The following is a 22741-nucleotide window of genomic DNA, read 5'->3' on the forward strand; positions in this document are numbered from 1 at the left end:
CGTCGCCCAACAACTCAACGGCCGACCACGTAAAACGCTCGGCTGGAATACACCAGCCGAGCGCCTACGCGACATACTATTGACAGCCTAACCACCAGTCGTGTTGCAACGACCCCCAGAATCCGCCAGGTGACGGCCCGCCGTCGTAAGTTTAAGCGGCACCCCCAAGCTCATGATGAGGGAGCGTCTGGTGGGGTGGCTACCGCTCGCGGCAGGCTGCGCCTTCGGACGCTGGCGCTGTCAGCACTTCCAGCCTGAATGCCCCGTCGCCGTGGTCAACGAGCTTGGGCTGGTACTCGTTGATGGGCCGCTTGTGGTTCAGGTACGCGATGCAGCCGCGGGCGGCCGCAATCTTTTCCAGGATGATCTCCACGCCTGGCACCACCAGCTCACCCAGGGCCAGGCCCTGGGTGGAGGGCAAGCCAATTTCGTCGCCCAGCGCGCTGGTGCTGCGGTCCGCCAGGATGTCGGCGGCGCTGGCCCAGCGGCCCCACACGCCCTTGCTTTCCAGCAGTGACGGCTCCTGGTTGACGGGCCGGGCTGCCGCGAAATAGCGGGTGTCAAAGCGGCGGTGCGCAAAGTCGGGGCTGGTCCAGTGGCTCAGCGGCTTGAGCAGGTCGGTGCGCAGGGCCAGTCCGTACCGCTCCAGCAGCGAGGCGAAGGTGGTTTCCTGGGCGGCAATGGATTCCCGCGCGCGCATCCACTCCGGGCCTGAAATGCCCTCCACGAGGGAGGAGGCATCGGGGCCGGCGAGCAGGATGCCGGTTTCCTCAAACATTTCCCGGATGGCTGCAACCACGTGGCGCTTGGCCAGTCCAATGTCCTCGGTGCCCAGGCTCTTGGCCCACACGGCCGGTGAGGGGCCCACCCAGTCGGTGACGTCGTCGTCCGCGGCTTCGATGGTGCCGCCGGGGAAGGCAACGGTGCCCAGCGGGGATCCGCCCGGGCGGTACGTCAAAAAGGTCTGCAGACCGCTGGGGCTGTCTTTCAACAGGACCACTGAGGACGCCTGCCTGGGCTTGCTCGGGGTGCGTTCCCCGAAGTCCACCCAGGCCTGCGCGGCCTCCCGCTGGTCTGCATTGAGCGGGAACAGCCGTTTTCCTGCGGGCCGAAAGCCCGCGGGGGTGCTACTGGAATTCGGCAATCAACTCAACCTCAACCGGCGAATCCAGGGGCAGCACGGAAACTCCGACGGCGGAGCGGGCGTGGATGCCTGCGTCGCCGAAGACCTGGCCCAGGAGCTCGGAGGCGCCATTGATGACACCGGGCTGGCCGGTGAAGGACGGGTCCGAGGCAACGAAGCCAACAACCTTCACGATGCGGGTGACCCGGTCAAGGTCGCCAATGACGCTCTTGACGGCGGCAATGGCGTTGATGGCACAGGTCGCGGCGAGGTCTTTTGCGTCCTCAGCGGAAACCGACGCGCCGACTTTGCCGGAAGCTGTGAGTTTGCCGTCAACAAAAGGCAGCTGTCCTGAGGTGTAAACGTGGTTGCCGGAGATCACTGCGGGCACGTAGGCAGCCACGGGCGGGGCCACCGGCGGCAGGCTCAGGCCAAGCTCGGCCAGTCGTGCTTCAATGCGTGAAGTTCCTTGATTTGACGCTGTTTCCATGGCTATGCCTTCTCACGCTTAAGGTATGCAACGAGGCCGCGTCCGTCGGGTCCGGGGACCACCTGGACCAGTTCCCAACCGTCGTCGCCCCAGCTGTCCAGGATCGCCTTCGTGTTGTGGATAATTAGCGGAATCGTAGAGTACTCCCATTTGGTCATACGTCAAAGAGTATCCCCTGCCGGTAAACTGGGAAAATGGCAGCAAAAAAACACCCCATTTTCGATACGGCCACAACTTTGGGCAAATTGGTGGCCTTCCTGGGCATCAGTTCCATCTGTGGTGTCCTCGTGGCTGGCCTCATGGTTCCCGCGGTGGCACTGAGCGGCGCCACGGCGACGTCGTCGATCTCATTTTTCGATGAGCTCCCGGACGAAATGACGGTGGGAACCCCGGCGCTTTCCTCGAGGATCCTTGCATCCGACGGATCACTGCTGGCTACGTTCTACGACCAGAACCGCACCGAGGTGCCGTTGGACCAGATATCGCCCTTCATGAAGAACGCTGTCATCGCGGTTGAGGATGCGCGCTACTACGAGCACGGCGGCATTGACACGCGCGGCCTCGCCAGGGCCGTGGCATCCATGGCCAAGGGCGGGAGCCGCCAGGGTGCCTCCACCATCACCCAGCAGTACGTCAACAACGTGATCATCCAGACCTATGCTGCCAACGGCGAGGACGACAAGATCAAGCTGGGCGCCGACAAGGGTGTCGGTGAAAAGGTCCGCGAGATCAAGCTGGCCATCGCCATGGAAAAGAAGTACTCCAAGGATGAGATCCTGCAGGGGTACTTGAACTGGGTCCTGTACGCCAACGGAAACTTTGGCATTGAGTCGGCCGCCTACAACTACTTCGGCATCCACGCCAAGGACTTGAACCTGCAGCAGTCTGCCCTGCTGGCGGGTGTGGTCAACAGCCCCCAGGTCTACGACCCCATCGCCAACCCGGAGAACGCCGTTGCCCGCCGGAACCTGGTGCTCGACCACATGCTGGCCCAGGGCATGATCGATGCCAAGCAGCACGCAGACGCCGTGGCCGCGAAGATTGGGCTCAACGTCCACCCGAACCGCAATGGCTGCACCGCCGCCGTGCGCGGTGAGTACTTCTGTGACTACGTAACGAACTTGATCCTCAACGATCCCGCCTACGGCAAGACCACTGAGGACCGGGAGAAGCTGCTCAAGCAGGGCGGCTTGACCATCACCACCACGCTGAACCCGGGCCTGCAGGATGCAGCCCAGGCCCAGTTCGAGAAGTTCACCCCGGCTGCCAACAACCCGGACAAGGTTGGCCAGGCCCTTTCAACGGTTCAGCCCGGTACAGGCAAGATCCTGGCCATGGCGCAGAACACCAAGTTCGTGACCCCGGAAGGCCAGTTCAACACCGACTACAACTTCAATGTTGACCGCCTCGATGCCAATGGCAACTCCCTGGGCGGGGCTGGCGGCTTCGATGTGGGCTCAACCATCAAGCCATTCACCTTTGCCGAATGGCTCAATTCCGGACACAAGATCAATGAAACGGTGGATGCCACTGTTCGGAAGTACCCGGTCGGGTTCCCCTGGCAGAACAGCTGTGGCACCAGCACAGGCATCTACGACTCCAACTACCCGGGCTCGGACGACCTGCAGAATGCCGAGGAGGGTTGGTACAGGCGATTGACGGCCCGCGAGGGCCTGTACAACTCGTTGAACACGGCCACGATGTACACGGCCTCAAAACTTGACCTCTGCAATGTCCAAAAGATGATGTCAGCAACGGGCATCCACCTGGGCGGGGACCCCAAGAAGCCCTACAACCTGGACAACGTCAGCTCACTTCTGGGTTCCGGCGAGGTTGCCCCCGTCATCATGGCCTCCGCCTTCGCCACCTTTGCCTCCGGCGGAATCCACTGCGACCCCATCGCCCTGCTGTCCATCACGAACGCCAAGGGTGACAAGTTCCCCGTCCCCGGCGCCAACTGCAAGCAGACGGTGACCCCGGAGGTTGCTGCGGGTGTCACCAGCGTGCTGCAGGAAGTATTGGGGCCCCTCGGCTCGGGCTTCCAAATTCCGCTGCAGTACCCGGCCGCAGCCAAGACCGGCACCACCAACGACTCCGAGCAGACGTGGACCACCGGCTACACCAAGGGCCTGGCCACTTCATCGTGGGTTGGCAACATCATCAAGTCGCAGTCGAACAACGGCAAGCTGATTGCGGGCCAGCGGCTTGACTACGTTGACGGCGCCACCTACGCAGGCAAGACCTGGCAGGGTTACATGAGCCAGGTGGCCGGCAACTTTGATGTCAGCGGTTTCGCCCCGCCGCCGGAGAGCATGGTCAACCCGCCGGTCATTGTCCAGCCCAGGCCGCAGGTGCCCGCCACCCCGAACGCCGATCAGAAGGACAACAAGCCCGCCGACAACAAAAAGAAGGACTAGGCGCCCGGATGCCAAGCACGCGCACAGCCCCGTCCCGCCTCTCAACCCTGGGGGCGGCGGCGGGGCTTGCCGTTGCCGCCGGCACGGCCGCCGTGGCCTACGGCGCCCTGATTGAGCGCCACTGGTTCGACATCAGGGAAGAGTCCCTGGCCATCCTGCCGCCGGGTTCGGCGCCCTTCACAGTCCTGCACCTTTCCGACATCCACATGTCCCCGGGACAGGCCAAGAAGTCGCGCTGGCTGCGGGACCTTGCGTCCCTGCAGCCGGACCTGGTGGTCAACACCGGCGACAACCTCAGCCATCCGGCCGCCATTGCCCCGCTCCTGGATGCCTTGGGCCCGCTCATGGAATTCCCCGGTGTGTTCGTGCCCGGCTCCAACGACTATTTTGCGCCCAGCTTCAAGAACCCCTTCGCCTACTTCGCCGGGCCGTCCAAGCCGGCCACCCCGGGCGGGCGGCACCACCCGGTGGTGCTGGACACGGACGCGATGCACGCCGGCTTCGGCATTGCCGGCTGGGTCAACCTGACCAACCGGGCACAGTCGATCCCACTCAAGGGCATCCGCTTCGACTTCAGCGGCGTGGACGATCCCCACCTGAACCGGGAACGCTACGCCGGCTGGCCGCGAGGCGCCGTGGGGCAGGACTCCGCCCCGCATGTGAAGATCGCCGTGGCGCACGCCCCGTACCAGCGGGTCCTTGACCATTTCACGGGCGACGGCGCCGACCTGATCCTGGCCGGCCACACCCACGGCGGCCAGGTCTGCCTGCCGGGCTACGGCGCCCTGGTCAGCAATTGCGACCTGCCCACGTGGCGCGCCCGGGGCCTGAACGACTGGGAGTCCAAGGGGCGCACAGCACCCGTCAACGTCTCGGCAGGAATCGGCACTGCCCGCACGGCCCCCTTCCGCTTTGCCTGCCGACCCGAGGCCGTGGTCTTGACTTTGACGGCCAGGACCCACCCCTAGCCAGCACCGCTCCGAGCAAAGGACCATCCAACGTGAAAAAGCACCTGGCCCTCCTGGGCACTTCCGTGGTCCTCCTGCTGGCCACGGCCTGTGGCGGCCCTTCCGCCGGTGGATCCGCGGACACCGACGGAGGCGTCTCCGTGGAATCCCCCGCGCCGGGGCAGAGCATTTCCCAAGAGTCGCCACAGGCTCCGTGCACCCCGGTTGCCGGCGGCATCCCCGCCACCGCGGAGGACTTCAGCTGCCTCAACCTCATGTCCACCAGCGGCAGCGATGCCACGGGCGAGCTTGCCTGGCTGGGCAGCGATCCCTTCACAATCGTGACGTTGGAGCAGGACGGCGCCCTGCGCTTTGCTTCCAAGACGCCATGCAACACGCTCATGAGCAGCGTCAAGGTCACGGACACGCAGTTCCTGGTTGGCCCCGACATGGGCATGACCCAGTTGGGCTGCCAGGCCCCGCAAAGCGACTACGAAAAGTGGGTGGCCACGTTCTTCTCCACCCCGCTGGACTACACGCTCAACAAGGACTCGCTGGTGCTGCGCGGTGAGCACGGCACTGTCACGTTCAAGGCCGCTGCAGCCTGATTGCGGCGCGCCGGGACACGGGCCAGGCAGGCCCGGAACTGTCGATTTCGTGATCACGGCCCCTGTCCGCTATTCTTGAGAGGTTGCTTTTCCAAACCGTCACTGGTTGCGGGAAACAGCGGATCGGGGTGTGGCGCAGCTTGGTAGCGCGCGTCGTTCGGGACGACGAGGCCGCAGGTTCAAATCCTGTCACCCCGACCAAATCAAGGAAGCGGCATCCGCAAGGATGCCGCTTCCTTTTTCTTTGCCCGCGGCACCGGCCCGCGCCACGGAGGCCTCCCGCCGTCGTCCATTTTGGGCAAGCCGATAGAATGGATCCCATGAGCGAGACACTTCCCCCCTGCCCGGCCTGCGCCTGTGAATACACGTACGAGATGGGCGAACTGCTGGTCTGCCCCGAGTGCGCACACGAGTGGTCCCCGGCAGAGGAGGCCGAGGCCGCCGCGGAAAACGTGGTCAAGGATGCCGTGGGCAACGTCCTGGCCGACGGAGACACTGTCAGCATCGTCAAGACCATGAAGGTCAAGGGCAGCCCGCAGGACCTGAAGATCGGCACGAAGGTGCGCAACATCCGGCTCATCTCCCCCGTCAACGGGCACGACATCGACGCCAAGGTTGACGGCTTCGGCCCCATGAAGCTCAAGTCCAGCATCGTCAAGAAGGCCTGACCCGGGCCGGCGCCCTGGACTGGGATGTTTGGGTGAATTCGTGGTTTGAAGCCCTGCCGGCCTTTGCCGTGGCACTGCTCATTCTGGGCCTGCCCGGGGCGGCGGTGCTGGCGGCGCTGCGCATGCGCGGACTGCTGGCCGCGTGCCTGGCACCGGCCGTGTCCGTCTCGGTTGTGGCCGTCAGCGCCATTGTGGCGCCCCTGCTCCACCTGCCTTGGGGACTTCCAGCCCTGGCGCTGGGCACATTTGTTGCCGCGGCCCTGGCCTGGACGGCCCGGCGCTTCATCCCGGCGCTGCAGGCCGCAGACGCCGTGCCCGGGCGCGGAGCCTGGTCCGGAATGGGCCCGGCGGCGGCAGGTGTTGGCGTTGCCCTGGCATTGACGACGGCGCTGCTCACCTTGGTTGCCGCCAATCCGGAGCAGTTCACGCAGGGCTACGACACCGTCTTCCACCTCAACGCCACAGCCCATGCCGTTGATAACGCCAATGCGTCCTCGTTCTTCATTTCCAGTTTCATCCTGCCCACAGTCAAGTCCTCGTTCTACCCCGGCGCCTGGCATGGTTTGACGAGCCTGCTGGTCCTGTTCACGGGCATCAGCATCCCTGCCGCCACGAACGTCATGTGGCTGGCCGTGGCCGGGGTGGTGTGGCCCTTGAGCTGTGTGTTCCTCACGCGCGTGCTGTTTGGCGGCCGGGCCCTGTTGCTGCTCGCCGCCGGCGTGTTGGCTGCCGCGTTCCCAGCCTTCCCATGGCTGCTGCTGCAGTACGGCTCCGCCTACCCCAATTCACTGTCCAACGCGATGGTGCCGGTGGGGATCGGGCTGGTGCTGCTGATCATCCGCCCCTCGGTGCACACCGGGCTGGAACCGGCGCGGGCCCTGGCCGTCGTGGCCCTTTTCCTGCCCGGGGCTGTGACGGCCCAGCCCAACGGGGTGTTCAGCATCCTGCTGGTGCTGACCCCGGTCCTGGGCTTTTTGCTCTTCGCCTGGCTGCGCACCGGCTTCGGCCGCGGCCGCCGCCACGGCTGGCGCAGGGTGGCGGTCCTGCTGCTGGCGGTTGGCGCCGCAGCTGCCGCCCTGCTCATGTTGCCGCAGATTCGCGGCCTGTTCGCCTACACGAGCCCTGCGTTCCTCTTCTTCCCGCTGGCGCTGCTGCGCAACTTCACCCACGCCCCGGCTCCCATTTGGTTCCCTGCCGTTGCCCTGACCGCCTTGGTCCTGGCGGGCACCCGCGCGGCATTCCGCCCCGGGCTGCGCTGGGTGCCGGCCGCACTGGTCTTGCTGGCCTTCACCTACCCGCTGGCGACGGGCACGGATGCCACGCTGGCCAACATTGCCATGGCCCCGTGGTGGGACAACCCGGAACGCATTGCAGCGCTCATGCCGCTGCTGGCCGTGCCGCTTTCGGCGCTGGGGTTGGTGGCGGCAGTGGACTGGTTCCGGCGAAAGTACCCGGGTGTTGGGCGCCGCGCCTTCCTGCGCAGCCGCCCAGGTGCACTGTCCGCCGTGGCGGCCCTCGCCGTCGTGCTGGCCGTGTCCAACCCGGGGCTCTGGCAGATGAAGGGCCAGGTGGAAATCATGTACAACGTGCCCGCCGAGCCGGACGGGCTGGCACAGGTGGATGCCCAGGAACTGGCATTGATCCACCGCCTGGACCGCTACACCACGCCACAGGACGTCATTGCCAACAACCCGTACAACGGATCGGCGTTGGCCATGGCGCTTGCGGGGCGCACCATGCTGTTTCCCTACAGCTCCCAGGGGGACCTTTCAACAGACCAGTCCCTTTTGAGGTTCTGGCTCAACCGGGTGGGCAGCGACATCGAGGTGTGCGCCGCGGCCAAGCGGCTGGGCGTGACGCACCTGCTCGAGTTCGGCACTGACTACATCCCGGCGTTCAACAATCCGTACTCCTTATATCCCGGCGTGACACTGGCGGCGGACTCGGACGCCTTCACGCTCGTGGCCAGCGAAGGTCATGCCCGGCTCTACAAGCTGGCGATCTGCGGCGGCGTTCCCGTTCAATAGGGCGAATAACGTCAAGAACGGCGCTTGCTGTGACAACTTCTGTTAGGTTTTATGCAATGGATCATGGTTCCGGCGCCAATATTGGGCTGCCATGTCGGTGTCCAATCAAGCAAGGAGCAGCAGAGTGGGCAGCAGTTTTGGTGAACGGCTAAAACAGGAACGATTGTCACGAAACCTGACTCAGGCCGAACTTGGCGGAGCGCTCTACTCCGCGAGCTACATTTCCCTACTGGAAAACGCCCACCGCGAACCAACCACGGAAATCATCAAGCAGCTGGCCCAACAGCTTGAACTGGCACCCTCGTCAGTGGCCCAGTGGGCCCAGTCCTCCACGCCGGCCGAAAGTGAAGGGCTGCGGCTGTCCCTGATCGCCCGCCAAAGCTGGGACACGCGCGACTACAGCGGGGCCGCCAGCAGCGCCAAGGCAGCAGCCGAGTTGGCCTGCTCCGCCAAGGATTCGGTGACCTGGTGGAACATGACGTTCCTGGCCGCCAATTCCCTGTTGCGCAACGGGGACCACGCCGACGCCACGGCCTCACTGCAGAGCCTGCTGGAGCACCAGCTCACCAGGGACAGTGACGCCCTGTCCCTGCGGGCCCACCAGGTCATGGCCGCTGCCATGCTGGCACAGGGATCACTGCCCGAGGCCATCAACCACGCCACGCTGGCGGTGGAGATTGGCTCCGGCGACAGCGCCGAGGAATTTGGCGCCTATTTGCTGGCCCTGCAGACGCTGATCGGCGCACTCACCGAGGCCGGCCGGCTGGACGAGGCCTGGACGCACACCATGGTCCTGGCCGAGGCCGTCACGGACCAGACACCGCCGCAGATGGCCGGCGAGATCCACTGGGTCATCGGCAACGTGGCGTTCATCCGCCAGGACATCCGCACCGGCCTGGAGCACCATGCCAAGGCCAGCCGGCTCCTGTCCCCCGCCGCAGACCTCTCGCGCTGGGCCCAGTTCAACAAGGCCACCGCCTGGGTGCGGCTCATGGCCGGCGTGGTCGAGCCGGCCACCCTGCAGGCCATTGAGCGCAGCGAACTCGCACACTCGGTTGTTGGTGCCACCGTCGCCGAGACCCTGGAAGTTTCGCTGCTGCGGGCGCGCTGGCATTTCTTGAACAATGAGATTCCCCAGGCACTGGACCTGCTGAACGGCATTGAGATGCAATGGGACCAGCTGGCCCCCCACATTGCCGGCGACTCCGCACTCCTGCTGGGCAACGCACTGCAGGCCGCCAACCGCCTCGATGACGCCCTGGCCGCCTACCGCGACGCCTTCGACCGTTACACGCAGGCCGGCGCCTCGGACCGGGCAGAGGTCGCCGCCGACCACATGGCAAGCATCCACACAACCAGCGCGTAACAACCCTCCCCGGCCCCTGGGGCTGCGCGTCGTTAAACGCCAATGGTGCGCCACTTCTTCAGTGGCGCACCATTGATGCTTAACGGGTCTCAGCTTCAGGGCAGCTGCCGTCGTTGCCGCTTAGGCGAAGGTGGCTCCGGTGAGCCGCTCGAACGCCTCGACGTAGCGGGCGCGGGTGCGCTCCACGACATCGGCCGGCAGCGCCGGCGGCGGGGTGTCCGAGGCGCGGTCCCAGCCGGACTCGGGGCTGGCCAGCCAGTCGCGCACGTACTGCTTGTCGAAGCTGGGCTGTGCCTGTCCGGGCGCCCACAGCTGCGCGTCCCAGAAGCGGGAGGAGTCCGGGGTGAGGACCTCATCGCCCAGGGTGATGACGCCTGTGGCCGGGTCGGTGCCGAACTCCACCTTGGTGTCGGCCAGGATGATGCCGCGTTCGCGGGCAATTTCCTCGGCGCGCGAGTAAATCTCCAGGGTCAGCTTCCGCAGCGCGTCAGCCGCGTCCGCACCCACGGTGTCAACCATTTGCGTGTAGCTGATGTTCTCGTCGTGCTCGCCCACCTCGGCCTTGGCCGACGGGGTGAAGATGGCCTCCTCGAGACGGGATCCGTCGCTCAGCCCGGCCGGCAGCGGCAGGCTGCAGACGGTCTGGGAGACGCGGTACTCGGCCAGGCCCGAACCGGTCAGGTAGCCGCGGGCGATGCACTCGATGGGGAACATCTCCAGCTTTTTGCACACCATGGCGCGGCCGGCAACCTCTGCAGGCACGCCGTCCTCAACGGTGGTGGCCACCAGGTGGTTGGGCACGTTGAGCTGCTCAAACCACCACAGGCTCAGTCCGGTCAGGATTCGGCCCTTGTCCGGGATCTCGGTTTCCAGGATGTGGTCGAAGGCGCTGATGCGGTCACTGGCCACGACCAAGACGACGTCGCCCCGGCCCGTGAACGGCGCCTCGGCGCTGGCCTCACCGGCATCGGGAACGTAAAGGTCTCGGACCTTGCCGGAGTAGGCGTGGGTCCAGCCGGTCAGGACGGGGGCGGCGGGGATTGCTGCATTCATGGGGGAGTTCCTTATGCCTGTGCGGCGGTGTCTGCCACGGTGATTTCGCCGCGTGCGGCCTTCGCCGCAATGTCCGTCCGGAATTGCCCGCCCTCGAGCGAAATTTCCTCGATGCCTGCGTAGGCCTTCTCGCGGGCATCTTCCAGGTCATCGCCCAGGCCCACCACGGCCAGGACGCGACCGCCGGCGCTGACGGTGTTGCCGTCGTCGTCCGTGGCGGTGCCTGCGTGCAGCACGTGCACGCCGTCGAGCCGGTTGGCCTTCTTCAGGCCACGGATCCGGTCGCCAGTGCGCGGCGCCTCGGGGTAGTTTTCACTGGCCAGTACGACGGCGACTGCCGTCTCGGGTGCCCAGCGCAGTTCCTCGATCTCATCGAGCTGGCCCTTGGCTGCCGCCATGAGCACGCCGCCCAGCGGAGTCTTGAGTCGGGCCAGCACGGCCTGGGTCTCGGGGTCGCCAAATCGGGCGTTGAATTCAATGACGCGGGTGCCGCGGCTGGTCAGGGCCAGGCCGCAGTACAGGACGCCTGTGAAGGGGGTGCCGCGGTGGGCCATGGCGTCGATGGTCGGCTGGGCCACGCGGTCGATGACTTCCTGGACCAGGCCGGCCGGTGCCCACTCGAGCGGCGAGTATGCGCCCATGCCGCCGGTGTTGGGGCCCTCGTCGCCGTCGAAGATGCGCTTGAAGTCCTGTGCGGGGGCCAGCGGGACCACCGTGCGGCCGTCTGCCAAGACAAAGAGGGAGACCTCGGGGCCGTCAAGGAATTCCTCGATGACCACGGTGCCGCCCACGGCGAAGCAGGATTCGGCGTGGGCCAGGGCCTCGTCGCGGTCGTTCGTGACCACCACACCCTTGCCGGCGGCCAGGCCGTCGTCCTTGACAACGTAGGGGGCGCCAAAGGTGTCCAGCGCGTCCGCGGCCTCGGCCGCGTTGACGGCAACCTTGGCCATGGCCGTGGGGACCTGGGCCTCGGCCATGACAGCCTTGGCGAAGGCCTTGGAGGCTTCAAGCTTTGCGGCTTCCTTGCTGGGGCCAAACACGGGGATCCCGGCCTCGCGCACGGCGTCGGCAACGCCGGCGGCCAGGGGGGCCTCGGGTCCCACGACCACCAGGTCGCTTTCGAGTTTCAGGGCCAGTGCGGCAACGGCTGCGGGATCACTGGCGTTGAGCTGGTGCGTGGGCACAATGGCTGCAATCCCGGCATTGCCGGGGGCAGCGTGCACTTCACTGACGTTGGGGTCGCTGAGCAACGAGCGGACAATGGCGTGTTCGCGGCCTCCGGGGCCAATGACTAAAACCTTCACCCCTCAAGCGTACTTTGCTTCGGGTCGAGGGCCGCATAATGACAAGTCCTCCCGCGGCACGCCGGCCTTGCTTCCGCTTCCACCGCCACTGAGGATGATTACGCACAGATCATGGCTTCCGTCAATGGTCAGCCATCCCCGCGGCGCTGTTCCGCGCATTTCCCGGAGTCACAAATGGAATTGTGGCCTGTGGCATCAAATTCCGTTGCCGCCGCTTTGACCACTTGGTAGTTTTGCGGTGGAGGCGCCCACTGCCAGGTGCAGCGGGCAGCTGGCACTTCCACTTGCGAACTCGCACGATACTTTTCTTTCCGTCACTTCAGGGGGACCCGGAACATGCATGCATCCACTCGCGCCTTCATCAAGCGCGGAGGTTCGGCCGCCGCTGCAGCCGCCGTCCTGCTTGGCGGCACCTTCGGCGCAGGCGCTGCCATGGCGGCCCCGGCATCTGATGCAGTGCCGGCTGCCTCCGCGACGGTCGAGGCCGCCAACGTAGATACGCTCCTGGCCGACTACTCCGCCGAGTTTGGGCTGGGGCAGTTGCAGTCCATCATGGTGAACGACAAGGGCGAGTTCGTCATCCGCACGGGTGTACCTGCCGCTGGCGGTCCGTCCGCCACCGCCCCATCGTTCGGGGCCGCCGCCACCCCCGGCGTCGATGAATTCGCTTCCCGCTACGGCAACGTGGTCATCGAGGCAGCCGACGGACCGGCGGAGCCGTTCGCGGCTGACATCACCAACGGCCAGGGCTTCCTTGCACTGAGCGCCAACCGGGCCCAGGGAGGGCTCTGCAGCCTTGGCTGGAACGGCTTCAACAAGGAAGGAGCGCCAGCCGTCATCTCCGCTGGCCACTGCACCATGGACGGCGCACTGGTGGACACCATCTTGACCAATCCCTTGGTCGACCCGGCAATCACAAACGACCCGAATTCCGGGGCCCTGCTTGAACCGCTTGGGACCTTCGGTGCATCACAGTTCGGCGGCCCCGGCAACACACCCGCGACGGTGCCGCCAGGCTGGGACGGGGACTACAACAAGCTGAACAACATCGGCACCGACGTCTCCGTCATAGACGTCAATGGGCCCAATGCGCCGGGACTGACCCAGTTGCCGTTTGTCACCGACTGGACAACGCCGGCGTCCCCCAAGGACTCCGGCGCACTCGTCAAAGGCGTGTCGAAGGCCATCGTCGGCACAGATATTTGCAAGTCCGGCCGCACCACCGGCTGGGATTGCGGCACTGTGAGCGAAGTCGGCGTGTTCCTGGTTCAGGGCATCAGCTACCCCAAGGACCCTGTGGATCCTGATGCCCCCAAGCCCTGTGTTCCCGTGGCAACTGTCCCCCAATGCAATGACATCCGCGCTGTCCGCGGGTTCGGCTCAACGGACCTGGTCACCCGTCAGGGAGACTCGGGCGGGGCCATCATTGCCGGCAACCAGGCCGTTGGCATGGTCAGCGCCGGAACGTCCACCATCACCTACGGTGTGGACCTTCAGGACGCGCTTGCGCACACCGACGGCTACACCGTGAAGATCTTCCTGGAAGCCCCCAAGGTCACCAACGCAGCCCCCCTCTTCCGAGGGGGCACCATCACCGGCACACTCGCCTTGGCGCCCGACGCACCGGCTGGCACCAAGGTCGACGTCACCATCGGCACCGACACCCAGGAGGTGACCGTGGGCGCCGACGGCACGTGGACCGCGAAGGCACCCAACACCTTTGGCACCTTCCCCGTCACGGCCCAGGCCAAGAACGGCTACAGCACCTCGGCCACCACCACGGCCTCCATCGAGGTCATCAAGGACACCCTCCCCGCACCCGCCATCACGTCCCCGGCGGACGGCAGCAGCGTCGCGGCCCCCGTCACCACCATCGCCGGAACCGGCAAGCCGGGAGCAACGGTGAAGCTGACAGGCGATGTCTCCGGAACCGCAGTTGTGGCCAAGGACGGCAAGTGGTCAGTCACCCTGCCGAGCTCCCTGGTCGAGCCGAACTGGTACGACGTGACAGCCATGCAGACGCTGACCGACTGGTTGGACTCCCCCGAAACCACCAGCGGCTTCACCATTGCCCCGAATGGCCCGGCCATCATGTCCCCGGCCAACGGGACAAAGTTCATCTTCAACAAGGGCCCCTCGGTCATCTCCGGCACCAACGTGGCACAGGCAACTGTCCATGTGACAGTCAATGGCAAGGGCTACGACGCCCTGGTGGACGGAACCGCCTGGAGCGTCACGCTGGATGCGCCCCTGGGCAGCGGAAGCTATGCCATCACCGCAACGCAGCAGTGGGGCGACTTCGCTTCCCTGACCAGCACCTCGGCATTTGTGGTCCAGGCCGAGCCCAAGCCTGAACCCACCACCGCGCCCACCACGCAGCAGCCCACGCCCACCACCCCGGCGCCGACCGCAGCACCCACCACGCCCGCGCCCGGCGGCGGCAACCTGGCCAACACCGGCGCCTCCGGCACCACCATCTTGCTGGGCGCAGCCGGCGGCCTCCTGCTGCTGGGCGGAGTGGCGTTCCTGCTGATCCGCCGCCGGTCCTCGCACTAGGAACCGCAAGCCCCGCCGGGGTTGAAGGCAATGGCTGCGGGTCCCGTTCACGAAGAATGGGACCCGCAGCCGCATTGACTTCACCGGGGACTGGCATGCGGAGGGACAATGGAGCAGGGAGTGAAAAATGAAACGCCAGCATGTGACGGCAGCCGTCCTCGCAGCATCCATGGCAGGAGCCCTCGGCATGAGCGCCTGCAAGCCCGCCGAAGGCCCCGAAACACCCGCCGCCTCACGGTCCGCCAGCGCGGCCGACACCAACAGGCTGCTGCAGCTCAACGATTCCCTGCGCGAAAAACTGGGAGCGGACTACGCAGATTCCTGGATTGAAGGCGCGCAGCTGCACGTGGCCGTAACCAGCGAATCGGCCGCTGCCGTGGTGACCGAGGCAGGCGCGGTTGCCCAGCTTGTCACGCTCGACGCCGCCGCGCTGGAAGCTGCCCTGCAGGCCGTCATGGCCTGGCGAGCGACGCTGCCGGCGGAACTGGGCAACGCCATCCACAAGGTCACCACCAACGGCCGGACCGGCAGCGTGGAGGTGTCCGTGGCCCCCGGCCAGGCCGACGCCGTGAAGGCCGCTGCGGAATTGGACAAGCCGACGGGGGACGTCCCCCTGACGTTCAAGGACTCCCCGGGCCTCGCCACTCCACTGTGACAGCCCCTGCAATGGCTAAGATGACAGCATGATCCATACTTTCAGGGCGCACGACGCCGTTGAACTCGCCGTCCTGGAACGCAGCGGATTCGTTGAGTCCGTGCACATTGGCTCGGCCGTGGTGGTCGCGGCCGACGGCTCCGTCGTCACCGCCCTGGGAGACATCACCGCCCCCATTTACCCGCGTTCCGCAGTCAAGCCCTTCCAGGCCCTGGCAGCCATGCAATCCGGGGTTCCCCTGCGCGGCGCCCAGGTGGCCATTGCGGCGGGCAGCCATTCCGGCTCCCTGGAACACATGGACGTTGTGTCCGGGATGCTCAAGGCGGCCGGCCTGAACGAATCGCATCTGGGCTGCCCCGCCGCCTGGCCCCGGGATTCCACGGCCCGGGCATGGATGGTGCGCACCGAACGGGACCGCTCAAAGCTGGCCATGAACTGTTCCGGCAAGCATGCGGCCTTCCTGTGGGCGTGCACCGAGAACGGCTGGGACCTGCCCGGCTACCTCGAGCCCAACCACCCCATGCAGCGGGCCGTGCGCACCGTCCTGGAGGAATACACCGGCGAACCCATCATGCACACCGGCGTGGACGGCTGCGGGGCCCCCGTCATGGCAGTGACGTTGACGGGCCTGGCACGTGCGTTCAGCACCCTGGCCCTGGCGCCGTCGGACAAGAACGCCAATGCCCGCGCCGCCACGATTGCCACCTCAATGCTGGACTACCCGTGGGCCGTGGAGGGCCACGGCCTGCCCAACACCCAGGTCATGGAGGATCTGGGCATCCTGGCCAAGATGGGCGCCGAAGGTGTCATGTCCATGGCCACCCCCACCGGTGCCAGCGTTGCGGTGAAGATCCTGGACGGCAGCGGCCGCGCCGCCACCCTGGTGGCACTGACCCTGCTGGCCGCCTCGGGCGCCGTGGACATCCCCCCTGTGGCCAAGCTCCTGGGCAAGGTGGTCCCGCCCGTCATGGGCGGCAACAGCCCGGCCGGCAGCCTGCGCCTGGGCCAGGCCGTCAGCGCCCTGCTCAACTGAGCCCTGGCACCCAGCCCGGCCCGCCGCCGTCGTCCCTTCCCGAACTCCCAAGAACACAGGAGCCAACCATGGCCGCCCGACGCCGCATCGACATTGCCGAAGGGAGTGCCGCCCTCGCCGCCTGGCGCGGCGGCGACACCTCCCGCCCCGTGACGGCCATGGCCGTCCGGTACACCCTCGAGGAACTCGCCGCGAAGGCCCCGGGGAACTCCGTGGAGGTGCGCGTTCCGCCGTTCGGGGTCACCCAGTGCATCCCGGGCCCGCGGCACACGCGCGGCACTCCGCCCAATGTGGTGGAGTGCGACGCCGAAACCTGGCTCGCGCTGGTGACCGGCGCCTTGGCGTGGGCGGACGCCGTGGAACGCGGGCACGTGGCGGCCTCCGGGCTACGCGCGGACCTGGCCGCCGAGCTGCCCCTCTAGCCGGCCCGCACCGGCTCCGGGCTGCCTCCAAGCTTGGGCAGGTACCCTAGGGTTTATGACTTCCCAGCCTGACAACACTTCCAGCGTGCCCCGCAAACTCAGCGTCCGCCGCGCCCCGAAGTATGTTCCGTTCCTTGTTGCAGGGGGCCTGGCCGGCATTGCAACAGCCGCCGTTTTTGCCTTCGGCTTCTCTTCCGCCGCCGCCTCATCAGAGGACTTCGACGCCTCAAGCGTCTTTGGTTTGTTCGCCGTGCTGCTGGTGCTGCCGGGCATGGGCCTGGGCGCCATTGCGGCACTGCTGCTGGACCGCCAGGGACGCCGCCACGCCAAGACACTGCTGGTGGAATCGCTCCCGGACGACGAGGGCAACGCCGAGGCCGAGCGGGCGTAGCCCCAGCTCCATGTCCAGCAGCCAGATGCGGTTCGGGCCACACGGCATTACGTGAGACAATTTTTACGTGGCACGCGGAGACGGAAAACTATCCCATGATCTTTTACCCGGCGAAAAGGGACCTCAGGACGCTTGTGGCGTCCTGGGCATCTGGGCACCCGGTGAAGAGGTTGCAAAACTAACTTATTACGGTCTGTACTCGTTGCAGCACCGTGGTCAGGAATCGGCTGGCATCGCGACAAGCGACGGCAACCGAATCAGTGTGTACAAGGACATGGGGCTCGTATCCCAGGTCTTTGACGAACCCACGCTGAACACCCTGACCGGGCACATGGCCGTGGGCCATTGCCGGTACTCCACCACAGGTGCAGCCAACTGGGCCAACGCCCAGCCCACCCTGGGCGCAACGGGCACCGGCACCGTGGCCCTGGCCCACAACGGCAACCTGACCAACTCTGCCGAACTGCATGAGATGGTCATTGCCCGCTACGGCGTCCCCACCTCCGGTGAAATGGCCCAGGGCAACACCACGGACACCGCCCTGGTCACCACCTTGCTGCAGGGCTCCGAGGGCAGCACGCTGGAAGCCACTGCCATGGAGCTGCTGCCCAAGGTCCACGGCGCCTTCTGCTTCGTGTTCATGGATGAACACACCCTTTACGCAGCCCGCGACCCGCACGGCGTGCGCCCGCTCGTCCTTGGCCGCCTCGACAACGGCTGGGTTGTTGCCTCCGAAGGTGCGGCACTGAACACCATCGGCGCCACGCTGATCCGCGAGATCGAACCCGGCGAGTTCATCGCCATCGACGAGGACGGCGTCCGCTCACAGCGCTTCGCCCCCGCCACCCCGGCCGGCTGTGTCTTTGAGTACGTCTACCTGGCCCGTCCGGATGCCACCATTGCCGGGCGCTCCGTGTACGAGTCCCGTGTGGAAATGGGCCGACAGCTGGCCCGCGAAAACCACGCCGAGGCCGACCTTGTCATCCCCGTTCCCGAATCAGGCACCCCCGCCGCGATTGGCTACGCCGAGGAATCCGGCATCCCCTTCGCGCACGGCTTTGTGAAGAACGCCTATGTGGGCCGCACCTTCATCCAGCCCAGCGACACCCTGCGCCGCCTCGGCATCAAGCTCAAGCTCAACGCCCTGGACTCGGTGATCCGCGGCAAGCGCATTGTTGTAGTGGATGACTCGATCGTCCGCGGCAACACGCAGCGCGCCGTGGTGCGCATGCTGCGCGAGGCAGGCGCCGCCGAGGTCCACGTGAAGATCTCCTCGCCGCCGGTGCGCTGGCCATGCTTCTACGGCATCGACTTCGCCTCCCGGGCAGAGCTGATCGCCAACGGTGCAGCCATTGACGAGATTGCCAAGTCCATTGGCGCCGACTCCCTGGAGTACATTTCCGAGGACGGCATGATCAACGCCACCGAGCAGCCGCGTGAACGCCTCTGCACGGCCTGCTTCACGGGCACGTACCCCATTGAACTTCCCAGCAGCGACCGCCTGGGCAAGAACCTGCTCGAGCGCACCGCCCCGGGCGACGCCACCACCTCCACCGGCTGCGACCCGGGACCTGACTCGGAAATGGAAGCCCTCCTGACCGATCAAGACCGCACCGCATCCGACGGTTCCTAGAGAAATCGTAAGAAAGAGACGCCATGACCAACGCCTCCCATGATTCGGCCGCACAGGCAATCACCTACGCCAGCGCCGGTGTTGACACCGAAGCAGGCGACCTCGCCGTCGAACTGATGAAGGAAGCCGTCAAGGCAACCCACGGACCGTCAGTTGTGGGCGGCTTCGGCGGGTTCGCCGGCCTCTACGACGTCTCCAAGCTGCTGACCTACAAGAAGCCGTACCTGGCCACGTCCACCGACGGTGTCGGCACCAAGGTTGCCATCGCCCAGGCCATGGACATCCACGACACCATTGGCTACGACCTCGTGGGCATGGTTGTCGATGACATCGTTGTGGTTGGCGCCGAGCCGCTGTTCATGACCGACTACATCGCCACCGGCAAGGTCGTCCCGCAGCGCGTGGCCGACATTGTCCGCGGCATCGCCGGCGCCTGCAAGGTTGCCGGAACGGCCCTGGTGGGCGGCGAGACTGCCGAACACCCCGGCCTGCTGGCCCCGGATGAGTACGACGTCGCAGGTGCTTGCACCGGAGTCGTCGAGGCCGATTTGCTGCTGGGTCCGGAACGTGTGCGCGAAGGCGATGTCATCATCGGCATGGCCTCCTCGGGCCTGCACTCCAACGGCTACTCGCTGGTCCGCCGCGTCATCAACCACGCAGGCTGGGCCCTTGACCGCCAGGTTTCCGAGCTGGGCCGCACGCTCGGCGAGGAGCTCCTGGAGCCCACCCGCGTGTACGCCGCCGACTGCCTGGACTTGACCCGCTACCTGCCGGTCACCCAGGAAAAGGCCGTTCACGGCTTCAGCCACATCACCGGTGGCGGCCTCGCAGCCAACCTGGCCCGCGTTCTGCCGCAGGGCCTCATCGGCACCGTGGACCGCTCCACCTGGAGCCTGCCGGCCATCTTCAACCTGGTCTCCCAGCTGGGCAACGTTCCGCTGGCCGATCTTGAGCGCACGCTGAACCTCGGCGTGGGCATGGTGGCAGTGGTTTCCGCCGACGCCGCCGACGACGCCATTGCGCGCCTGAACTCCCGCGGCCTGCCATCATGGGCCATGGGCACTGTCACGGCCGAGGCATCCGACTCGGACAAGACCGGATCCGACTACACGCAGGGCGCCAAGGGCGTCAACGGCGGCGCCGTCCGCCTGGTGGGCAACTACGCTTCATAGGAACAACTTCGGACGGCGTTTGCGCAAAGGGCGGGTGGTCCACCACCCGCCCTTTGCGCAAACGCCGTCCTTTTTGCGTCTTCATTGAGGCGGCGGCACCATATCCGGGAACAACAAAATCCCCACACGTCGCCTCAGCTCATTCGCTGGGGGTCGTGCAGGGTTTGTTGAGTATGTTGCGACGAGCGGTCCTAGCCTATGCGGCGGGAGTCCACATCGTCGTCGTCCTCAAACTGATCCGCATACTTGTCTTCGTACGCCGAGTAGTCCGGCTCTGCCGGTACCTCAACATGATGGCTCGGGGCTCGCCGAGTGGTTCCACCGAGCTCCTTCTGCAGAGCTGAATAGTCAGTGCTCGGGGAGTAGTACTTGATGTCCCGAGCCTGCTTGGTTGCCTTCGCCTTTTGACGGCCGCGCCCCATGGCGTGACCCCCTTTTACACTTGGACCGGAGGTGGTCGCTCGGGCTAAGAGCGAGGCTCCGGAATATTCGGTCAATTTGTCGTAGTCCTAGATTACATGAGTTCTGCCCCGACCGTGTCCCACCATGGGCTGTTCTGCCCATAGCCAAACGCCAAATTGGGGGTGCTGTCGGCGCATTGTTCGGTAGAGTCACGTGTAAGAGGGGCATTTGTTCCCTGGGCAGGGCACGTCCCGGGCGGTCACACAAGGGCCCCGGGGGCGTGGGCCGCCACCACAAGCACGAGTCTTTGCGCAGGCACCGCGGCGCAGCACGGAAGGTTAGACCCCATGAACGAGAGCAGCAACGCCAACGATCAGGGCTCCACACAAGGCCCTCCGCCCGAGCCGGCTGAGCCGGAAATGCCAGCACCTGCCGAGCCCGTCATTTCCGGCGCGGACTACGAGTTCGCCGAACCCCAGCTGGGTGCCGCGGAAATCAGCGACGACGTTGCCGAAACCGTCGACCTGGAAGCCGCCGAGGCCGAGGCCGCCCTGGTTGAGCACGAGGCTGAACTCGCTGCGCAAAGCGTTTCTTCGCCCGCAGAGGCCGCCGCGTCGAAGGCTGCGGCCGCAGGTTCAGCAGCTGCCACGGCTCAGGCACCTGCCGGCGACACGGCAGATTCGGCTCCTGCCGGGGACACCGCGGAATCCGCCGAAGACATCGACTGGGACAGCGCCCCGACAGTCATGCGCACCGACTTCTCGAAGCCGCCTGTCGCCACCAATCCCTGGACGCAAGCCCCGGCAGATGCCGCCCCGCAGGACGCGGCCCAGCCGGTGGCCGATGCGGCGCCCGCACCTGCCAATGCGGCAGCCACCGCTGTTCCCGCTTCACCGGAAACCGGGGCCGATGCGGCGCCCGACGCGAAGCCCCAGTCCCCCGAGCTTCCTGCCACTCCCCCCACTGCCGGGACCGATTCCCAGCTTCCGGCCGGTGACGCCTCGCAGGAACCGCACGACGCCGGTGCTGCCGCGGCTGGCGCAGGCACGGCTGCGGCTGCGGCCACTGCCAGCATCCCGGCAGCCCCCGGCGCCGCCCCGCACATTGGGCCAGGCGTCGATGCCGGGCACGGTTGGCGCCGCCCGGAAACCCCGTGGCAGCCCAAGGCCGGCGGCTGGCAGTCCCCGGCACAAGTTGCCCGCGGCGCAGCCGATGCGGCATCCCTCGCGGCCGCCCGCGAGGCTGCAGGCCAAGCTGCGAGCCAAGGCCAGGAAGCACCCCAGGGAGTCCCCGCATCCGGCAGCACGCCGGCCCAGCCCGCCGCCGGCCCCGGCGCCGTAGGCGCACCCAATGCACCCGCAGCCCCCTACGGACAGCAGCCCCAGGGCGGCCACGCACCGTTCGTCGTCCCCGGCGCGCCGGCCCCGTATGGCCAGCAGCCAGTGGCACAGTCCAGCCAGCAGCCGGGCGTCCAGCAGCCCTACGGCCAGCCCGGCGCCACGGCTGGACAGGCTGCCGGCCAGCCAGCAGGACAACCCGCCGGACAGCCCCCGTACGGTGCGCCGACCCAACACGGGGCCGCACCCTTTGGCGCCGTCCCGAATGTCGGTGGCCCGAATGCGGGCGGCCCGAATGCGGGCGGCCCGGGTGTTCCCCCCGTTCCCGGCTACCCCGGCTCCCCCCAGGGGCAGGGCTACCCGGGCGCGCCGCAGGGCCCGGGTGGACCCCAAGGCCCCGGCGGACCCGGCTACCCCCAGGGCCCGGGCGGGCCCCAGGGGCCCGGCGCCCCCGGCAACGGCCGGAAGAAGCTGTTCATCATCCTGGGCATTGCCGTGGCGGGGCTGGCACTGGTCGGCCTGTTTGTGTGGCTCCTGCTCAGCTTTATTCTTGGCAACATCAACAAGGACACGGCCAACCCCCGCCCGGTGGAAACGCTGCAATCCCAGGAGGGCTCCACCGAGGGCCAGCCCAGCGATGAGCCTGCCGCCACGGATTCCTCCGACGGAGCCGACGACGGCGTGATCCTCCCGGCCCTGTCACCCCTGAAGTGGCTGCAGGACGACTGCCTGCGCAGCTTCAAGAACGCCTCCACCCCGGCCGATGTGGTGCTGTGCAGCAGCCCCCACAATGCCCAGCTGGTGGGGACCTACTACTACGGCGACGACGACGAGTTCCCCGGCGCCGATGCACTCAAGGCCAAGGCCGCCGAGGTCTGCGACGCCGTGGAGCTCACCTCAGCAGCCTCCGACATGAAGACGCTGAAGCAGTCCACCGCCTACCCGTCCGAAAGCACCTGGAATGACAATGACGACCGCCGCGTGGACTGCCTGGTCCATGACACCCGGGAGGGCAACCCCCTGGAGACGTCGCTGACCAAGTAGCACCCCAGGCACAACAAAAGTGGCCCGGGGGGGGGGGCCCCGGGGGGGCCCGCCCCCCCCCCCCCGGCGCCCCAAAGAGGGCGCCCGCCCCCC

20 protein-coding genes and 1 tRNA gene are annotated in these 22741 nt (G+C 66.6%); 15 read left to right on the forward strand and 6 right to left on the reverse strand.

Annotated elements, in window-relative coordinates; genetic code table 11:
* Positions 1-199: 199 nt before the first annotated feature.
* From PCK14_RS16110 to PCK14_RS16120, 3 genes are read right to left on the reverse strand one after another with little or no spacing between them, the layout of a single operon-like run.
* Positions 200-1144 (reverse strand): NUDIX hydrolase, encoded by a 945-nt coding sequence (locus PCK14_RS16110; protein WP_269939534.1) that lies wholly within the window; start codon positions 1142-1144, stop codon positions 200-202.
* Positions 1128-1613: a RidA family protein gene (locus PCK14_RS16115; protein ID WP_269939535.1), complete on the reverse strand. Its 486-nt coding sequence runs from the start codon at positions 1611-1613 to the stop codon at positions 1128-1130. Before PCK14_RS16115 ends, PCK14_RS16110 begins: the two co-directional genes overlap by 17 nt.
* A 2-nt stretch (positions 1614-1615) precedes the next feature.
* A complete protein-coding gene (locus PCK14_RS16120) occupies positions 1616-1771 on the reverse strand; it encodes a hypothetical protein (RefSeq protein WP_165788018.1) in 156 nt (51 codons plus the stop codon).
* Between the two features lie 36 nt (positions 1772-1807).
* On the opposite strand from PCK14_RS16120, the gene PCK14_RS16125 reads away from it, so the two are divergent.
* The 7 genes from PCK14_RS16125 to PCK14_RS16155 all read left to right on the forward strand — a co-directional run bounded on the left by PCK14_RS16125 (position 1808) and on the right by PCK14_RS16155 (position 9646).
* Positions 1808-4030 (forward strand): transglycosylase domain-containing protein, encoded by a 2223-nt coding sequence (locus PCK14_RS16125; protein WP_269939536.1) that lies wholly within the window; start codon positions 1808-1810, stop codon positions 4028-4030.
* A gap of 8 nt (positions 4031-4038) precedes the next feature.
* On the forward strand, positions 4039-4998 hold the full coding sequence (locus PCK14_RS16130; RefSeq protein ID WP_269939537.1) for a metallophosphoesterase: 960 nt from the start codon (positions 4039-4041) through the stop codon (positions 4996-4998).
* A gap of 32 nt (positions 4999-5030) precedes the next feature.
* On the forward strand, positions 5031-5585 hold the full coding sequence (locus tag PCK14_RS16135; RefSeq protein WP_269939538.1) for an META domain-containing protein: 555 nt from the start codon (positions 5031-5033) through the stop codon (positions 5583-5585).
* Between the two features lie 124 nt (positions 5586-5709).
* A tRNA-Pro gene (locus PCK14_RS16140) sits at positions 5710-5786 on the forward strand.
* A gap of 119 nt (positions 5787-5905) precedes the next feature.
* On the forward strand, positions 5906-6253 hold the full coding sequence (locus tag PCK14_RS16145) for a zinc ribbon domain-containing protein YjdM (RefSeq protein WP_269939539.1): 348 nt from the start codon (positions 5906-5908) through the stop codon (positions 6251-6253).
* Positions 6254-6285: 32 nt separating this feature from the next.
* Positions 6286-8280 (forward strand): DUF6541 family protein, encoded by a 1995-nt coding sequence (locus PCK14_RS16150; protein WP_269939540.1) that lies wholly within the window; start codon positions 6286-6288, stop codon positions 8278-8280.
* A 91-nt stretch (positions 8281-8371) separates the two neighbouring features.
* Positions 8372-9646, forward strand: a complete 1275-nt coding sequence (locus PCK14_RS16155) for a helix-turn-helix domain-containing protein (RefSeq protein WP_269939541.1) — start codon at positions 8372-8374, stop codon at positions 9644-9646.
* A gap of 120 nt (positions 9647-9766) precedes the next feature.
* On the opposite strand, the gene PCK14_RS16160 is transcribed toward PCK14_RS16155, so the two are convergent.
* Positions 9767-10699: a phosphoribosylaminoimidazolesuccinocarboxamide synthase gene (locus tag PCK14_RS16160; protein WP_269939542.1), complete on the reverse strand. Its 933-nt coding sequence runs from the start codon at positions 10697-10699 to the stop codon at positions 9767-9769.
* An 11-nt stretch (positions 10700-10710) separates the two neighbouring features.
* Complete coding sequence (purD, locus tag PCK14_RS16165; protein WP_269939543.1) at positions 10711-12003, reverse strand: phosphoribosylamine--glycine ligase; 1293 nt, start codon at positions 12001-12003, stop codon at positions 10711-10713.
* A gap of 336 nt (positions 12004-12339) precedes the next feature.
* Here purD and PCK14_RS16170 point away from each other — a divergent pair, with 336 nt between their 5' ends.
* The 7 genes from PCK14_RS16170 to purM all read left to right on the forward strand — a co-directional run bounded on the left by PCK14_RS16170 (position 12340) and on the right by purM (position 19865).
* Positions 12340-14559 (forward strand): LPXTG cell wall anchor domain-containing protein, encoded by a 2220-nt coding sequence (locus PCK14_RS16170; RefSeq protein ID WP_269939544.1) that lies wholly within the window; start codon positions 12340-12342, stop codon positions 14557-14559.
* Positions 14560-14686: 127 nt separating this feature from the next.
* Entirely contained in the window at positions 14687-15214 is a 528-nt protein-coding gene (locus PCK14_RS16175; RefSeq protein WP_269939545.1) for a hypothetical protein, read from the forward strand.
* Positions 15215-15242: 28 nt separating this feature from the next.
* On the forward strand, positions 15243-16247 hold the full coding sequence (locus PCK14_RS16180; RefSeq protein ID WP_269939546.1) for an asparaginase: 1005 nt from the start codon (positions 15243-15245) through the stop codon (positions 16245-16247).
* Positions 16248-16315: 68 nt separating this feature from the next.
* Positions 16316-16669: a sterol carrier family protein gene (locus PCK14_RS16185; protein ID WP_269939547.1), complete on the forward strand. Its 354-nt coding sequence runs from the start codon at positions 16316-16318 to the stop codon at positions 16667-16669.
* A gap of 55 nt (positions 16670-16724) precedes the next feature.
* A complete protein-coding gene (locus tag PCK14_RS16190; RefSeq protein WP_269939548.1) occupies positions 16725-17060 on the forward strand; it encodes a hypothetical protein in 336 nt (111 codons plus the stop codon).
* A gap of 67 nt (positions 17061-17127) precedes the next feature.
* Positions 17128-18693 (forward strand): amidophosphoribosyltransferase, encoded by a 1566-nt coding sequence (gene purF, locus PCK14_RS16195; protein ID WP_269939549.1) that lies wholly within the window; start codon positions 17128-17130, stop codon positions 18691-18693.
* A 23-nt stretch (positions 18694-18716) separates the two neighbouring features.
* Complete coding sequence (purM, locus tag PCK14_RS16200) at positions 18717-19865, forward strand: phosphoribosylformylglycinamidine cyclo-ligase (RefSeq protein ID WP_269939550.1); 1149 nt, start codon at positions 18717-18719, stop codon at positions 19863-19865.
* A 191-nt stretch (positions 19866-20056) separates the two neighbouring features.
* On the opposite strand, the gene PCK14_RS16205 is transcribed toward purM, so the two are convergent.
* Entirely contained in the window at positions 20057-20287 is a 231-nt protein-coding gene (locus PCK14_RS16205) for a DUF3073 domain-containing protein (protein ID WP_269939551.1), read from the reverse strand.
* A 327-nt stretch (positions 20288-20614) separates the two neighbouring features.
* On the opposite strand from PCK14_RS16205, the gene PCK14_RS16210 reads away from it, so the two are divergent.
* Entirely contained in the window at positions 20615-22648 is a 2034-nt protein-coding gene (locus PCK14_RS16210; RefSeq protein ID WP_269939552.1) for a hypothetical protein, read from the forward strand.
* The last annotated feature ends 93 nt before the right edge of the window (positions 22649-22741 follow it).

Origin of the sequence: Arthrobacter sp. HY1533 (assembly GCF_027568515.1) — a bacterium.
In the GTDB taxonomy this organism is placed as follows: Bacteria; Actinomycetota; Actinomycetes; order Actinomycetales; family Micrococcaceae; genus Specibacter.

Bases quoted from the DNA above. Each gene is read 5' to 3' on its own strand.
- PCK14_RS16115 (WP_269939535.1), bottom strand. From the start codon at position 1,613: ATGGAAACAGCGTCAAATCAAGGAACTTCACGCATTGAAGCACGACTG.
- PCK14_RS16120 (WP_165788018.1), bottom strand. From the start codon at position 1,771: ATGACCAAATGGGAGTACTCTACGATTCCGCTAATTATCCACAACACG.
- PCK14_RS16125 (WP_269939536.1), top strand. From the start codon at position 1,808: ATGGCAGCAAAAAAACACCCCATTTTCGATACGGCCACAACTTTGGGC.
- PCK14_RS16130 (WP_269939537.1), top strand. From the start codon at position 4,039: ATGCCAAGCACGCGCACAGCCCCGTCCCGCCTCTCAACCCTGGGGGCG.
- PCK14_RS16145 (WP_269939539.1), top strand. From the start codon at position 5,906: ATGAGCGAGACACTTCCCCCCTGCCCGGCCTGCGCCTGTGAATACACG.
- PCK14_RS16155 (WP_269939541.1), top strand. From the start codon at position 8,372: ATGTCGGTGTCCAATCAAGCAAGGAGCAGCAGAGTGGGCAGCAGTTTT.
- PCK14_RS16160 (WP_269939542.1), bottom strand. From the start codon at position 10,699: ATGAATGCAGCAATCCCCGCCGCCCCCGTCCTGACCGGCTGGACCCAC.
- PCK14_RS16170 (WP_269939544.1), top strand. From the start codon at position 12,340: ATGCATGCATCCACTCGCGCCTTCATCAAGCGCGGAGGTTCGGCCGCC.
- PCK14_RS16175 (WP_269939545.1), top strand. From the start codon at position 14,687: ATGAAACGCCAGCATGTGACGGCAGCCGTCCTCGCAGCATCCATGGCA.
- PCK14_RS16180 (WP_269939546.1), top strand. From the start codon at position 15,243: ATGATCCATACTTTCAGGGCGCACGACGCCGTTGAACTCGCCGTCCTG.
- PCK14_RS16185 (WP_269939547.1), top strand. From the start codon at position 16,316: ATGGCCGCCCGACGCCGCATCGACATTGCCGAAGGGAGTGCCGCCCTC.
- PCK14_RS16190 (WP_269939548.1), top strand. From the start codon at position 16,725: ATGACTTCCCAGCCTGACAACACTTCCAGCGTGCCCCGCAAACTCAGC.
- purM (WP_269939550.1), top strand. From the start codon at position 18,717: ATGACCAACGCCTCCCATGATTCGGCCGCACAGGCAATCACCTACGCC.
- PCK14_RS16205 (WP_269939551.1), bottom strand. From the start codon at position 20,287: ATGGGGCGCGGCCGTCAAAAGGCGAAGGCAACCAAGCAGGCTCGGGAC.
- PCK14_RS16210 (WP_269939552.1), top strand. From the start codon at position 20,615: ATGAACGAGAGCAGCAACGCCAACGATCAGGGCTCCACACAAGGCCCT.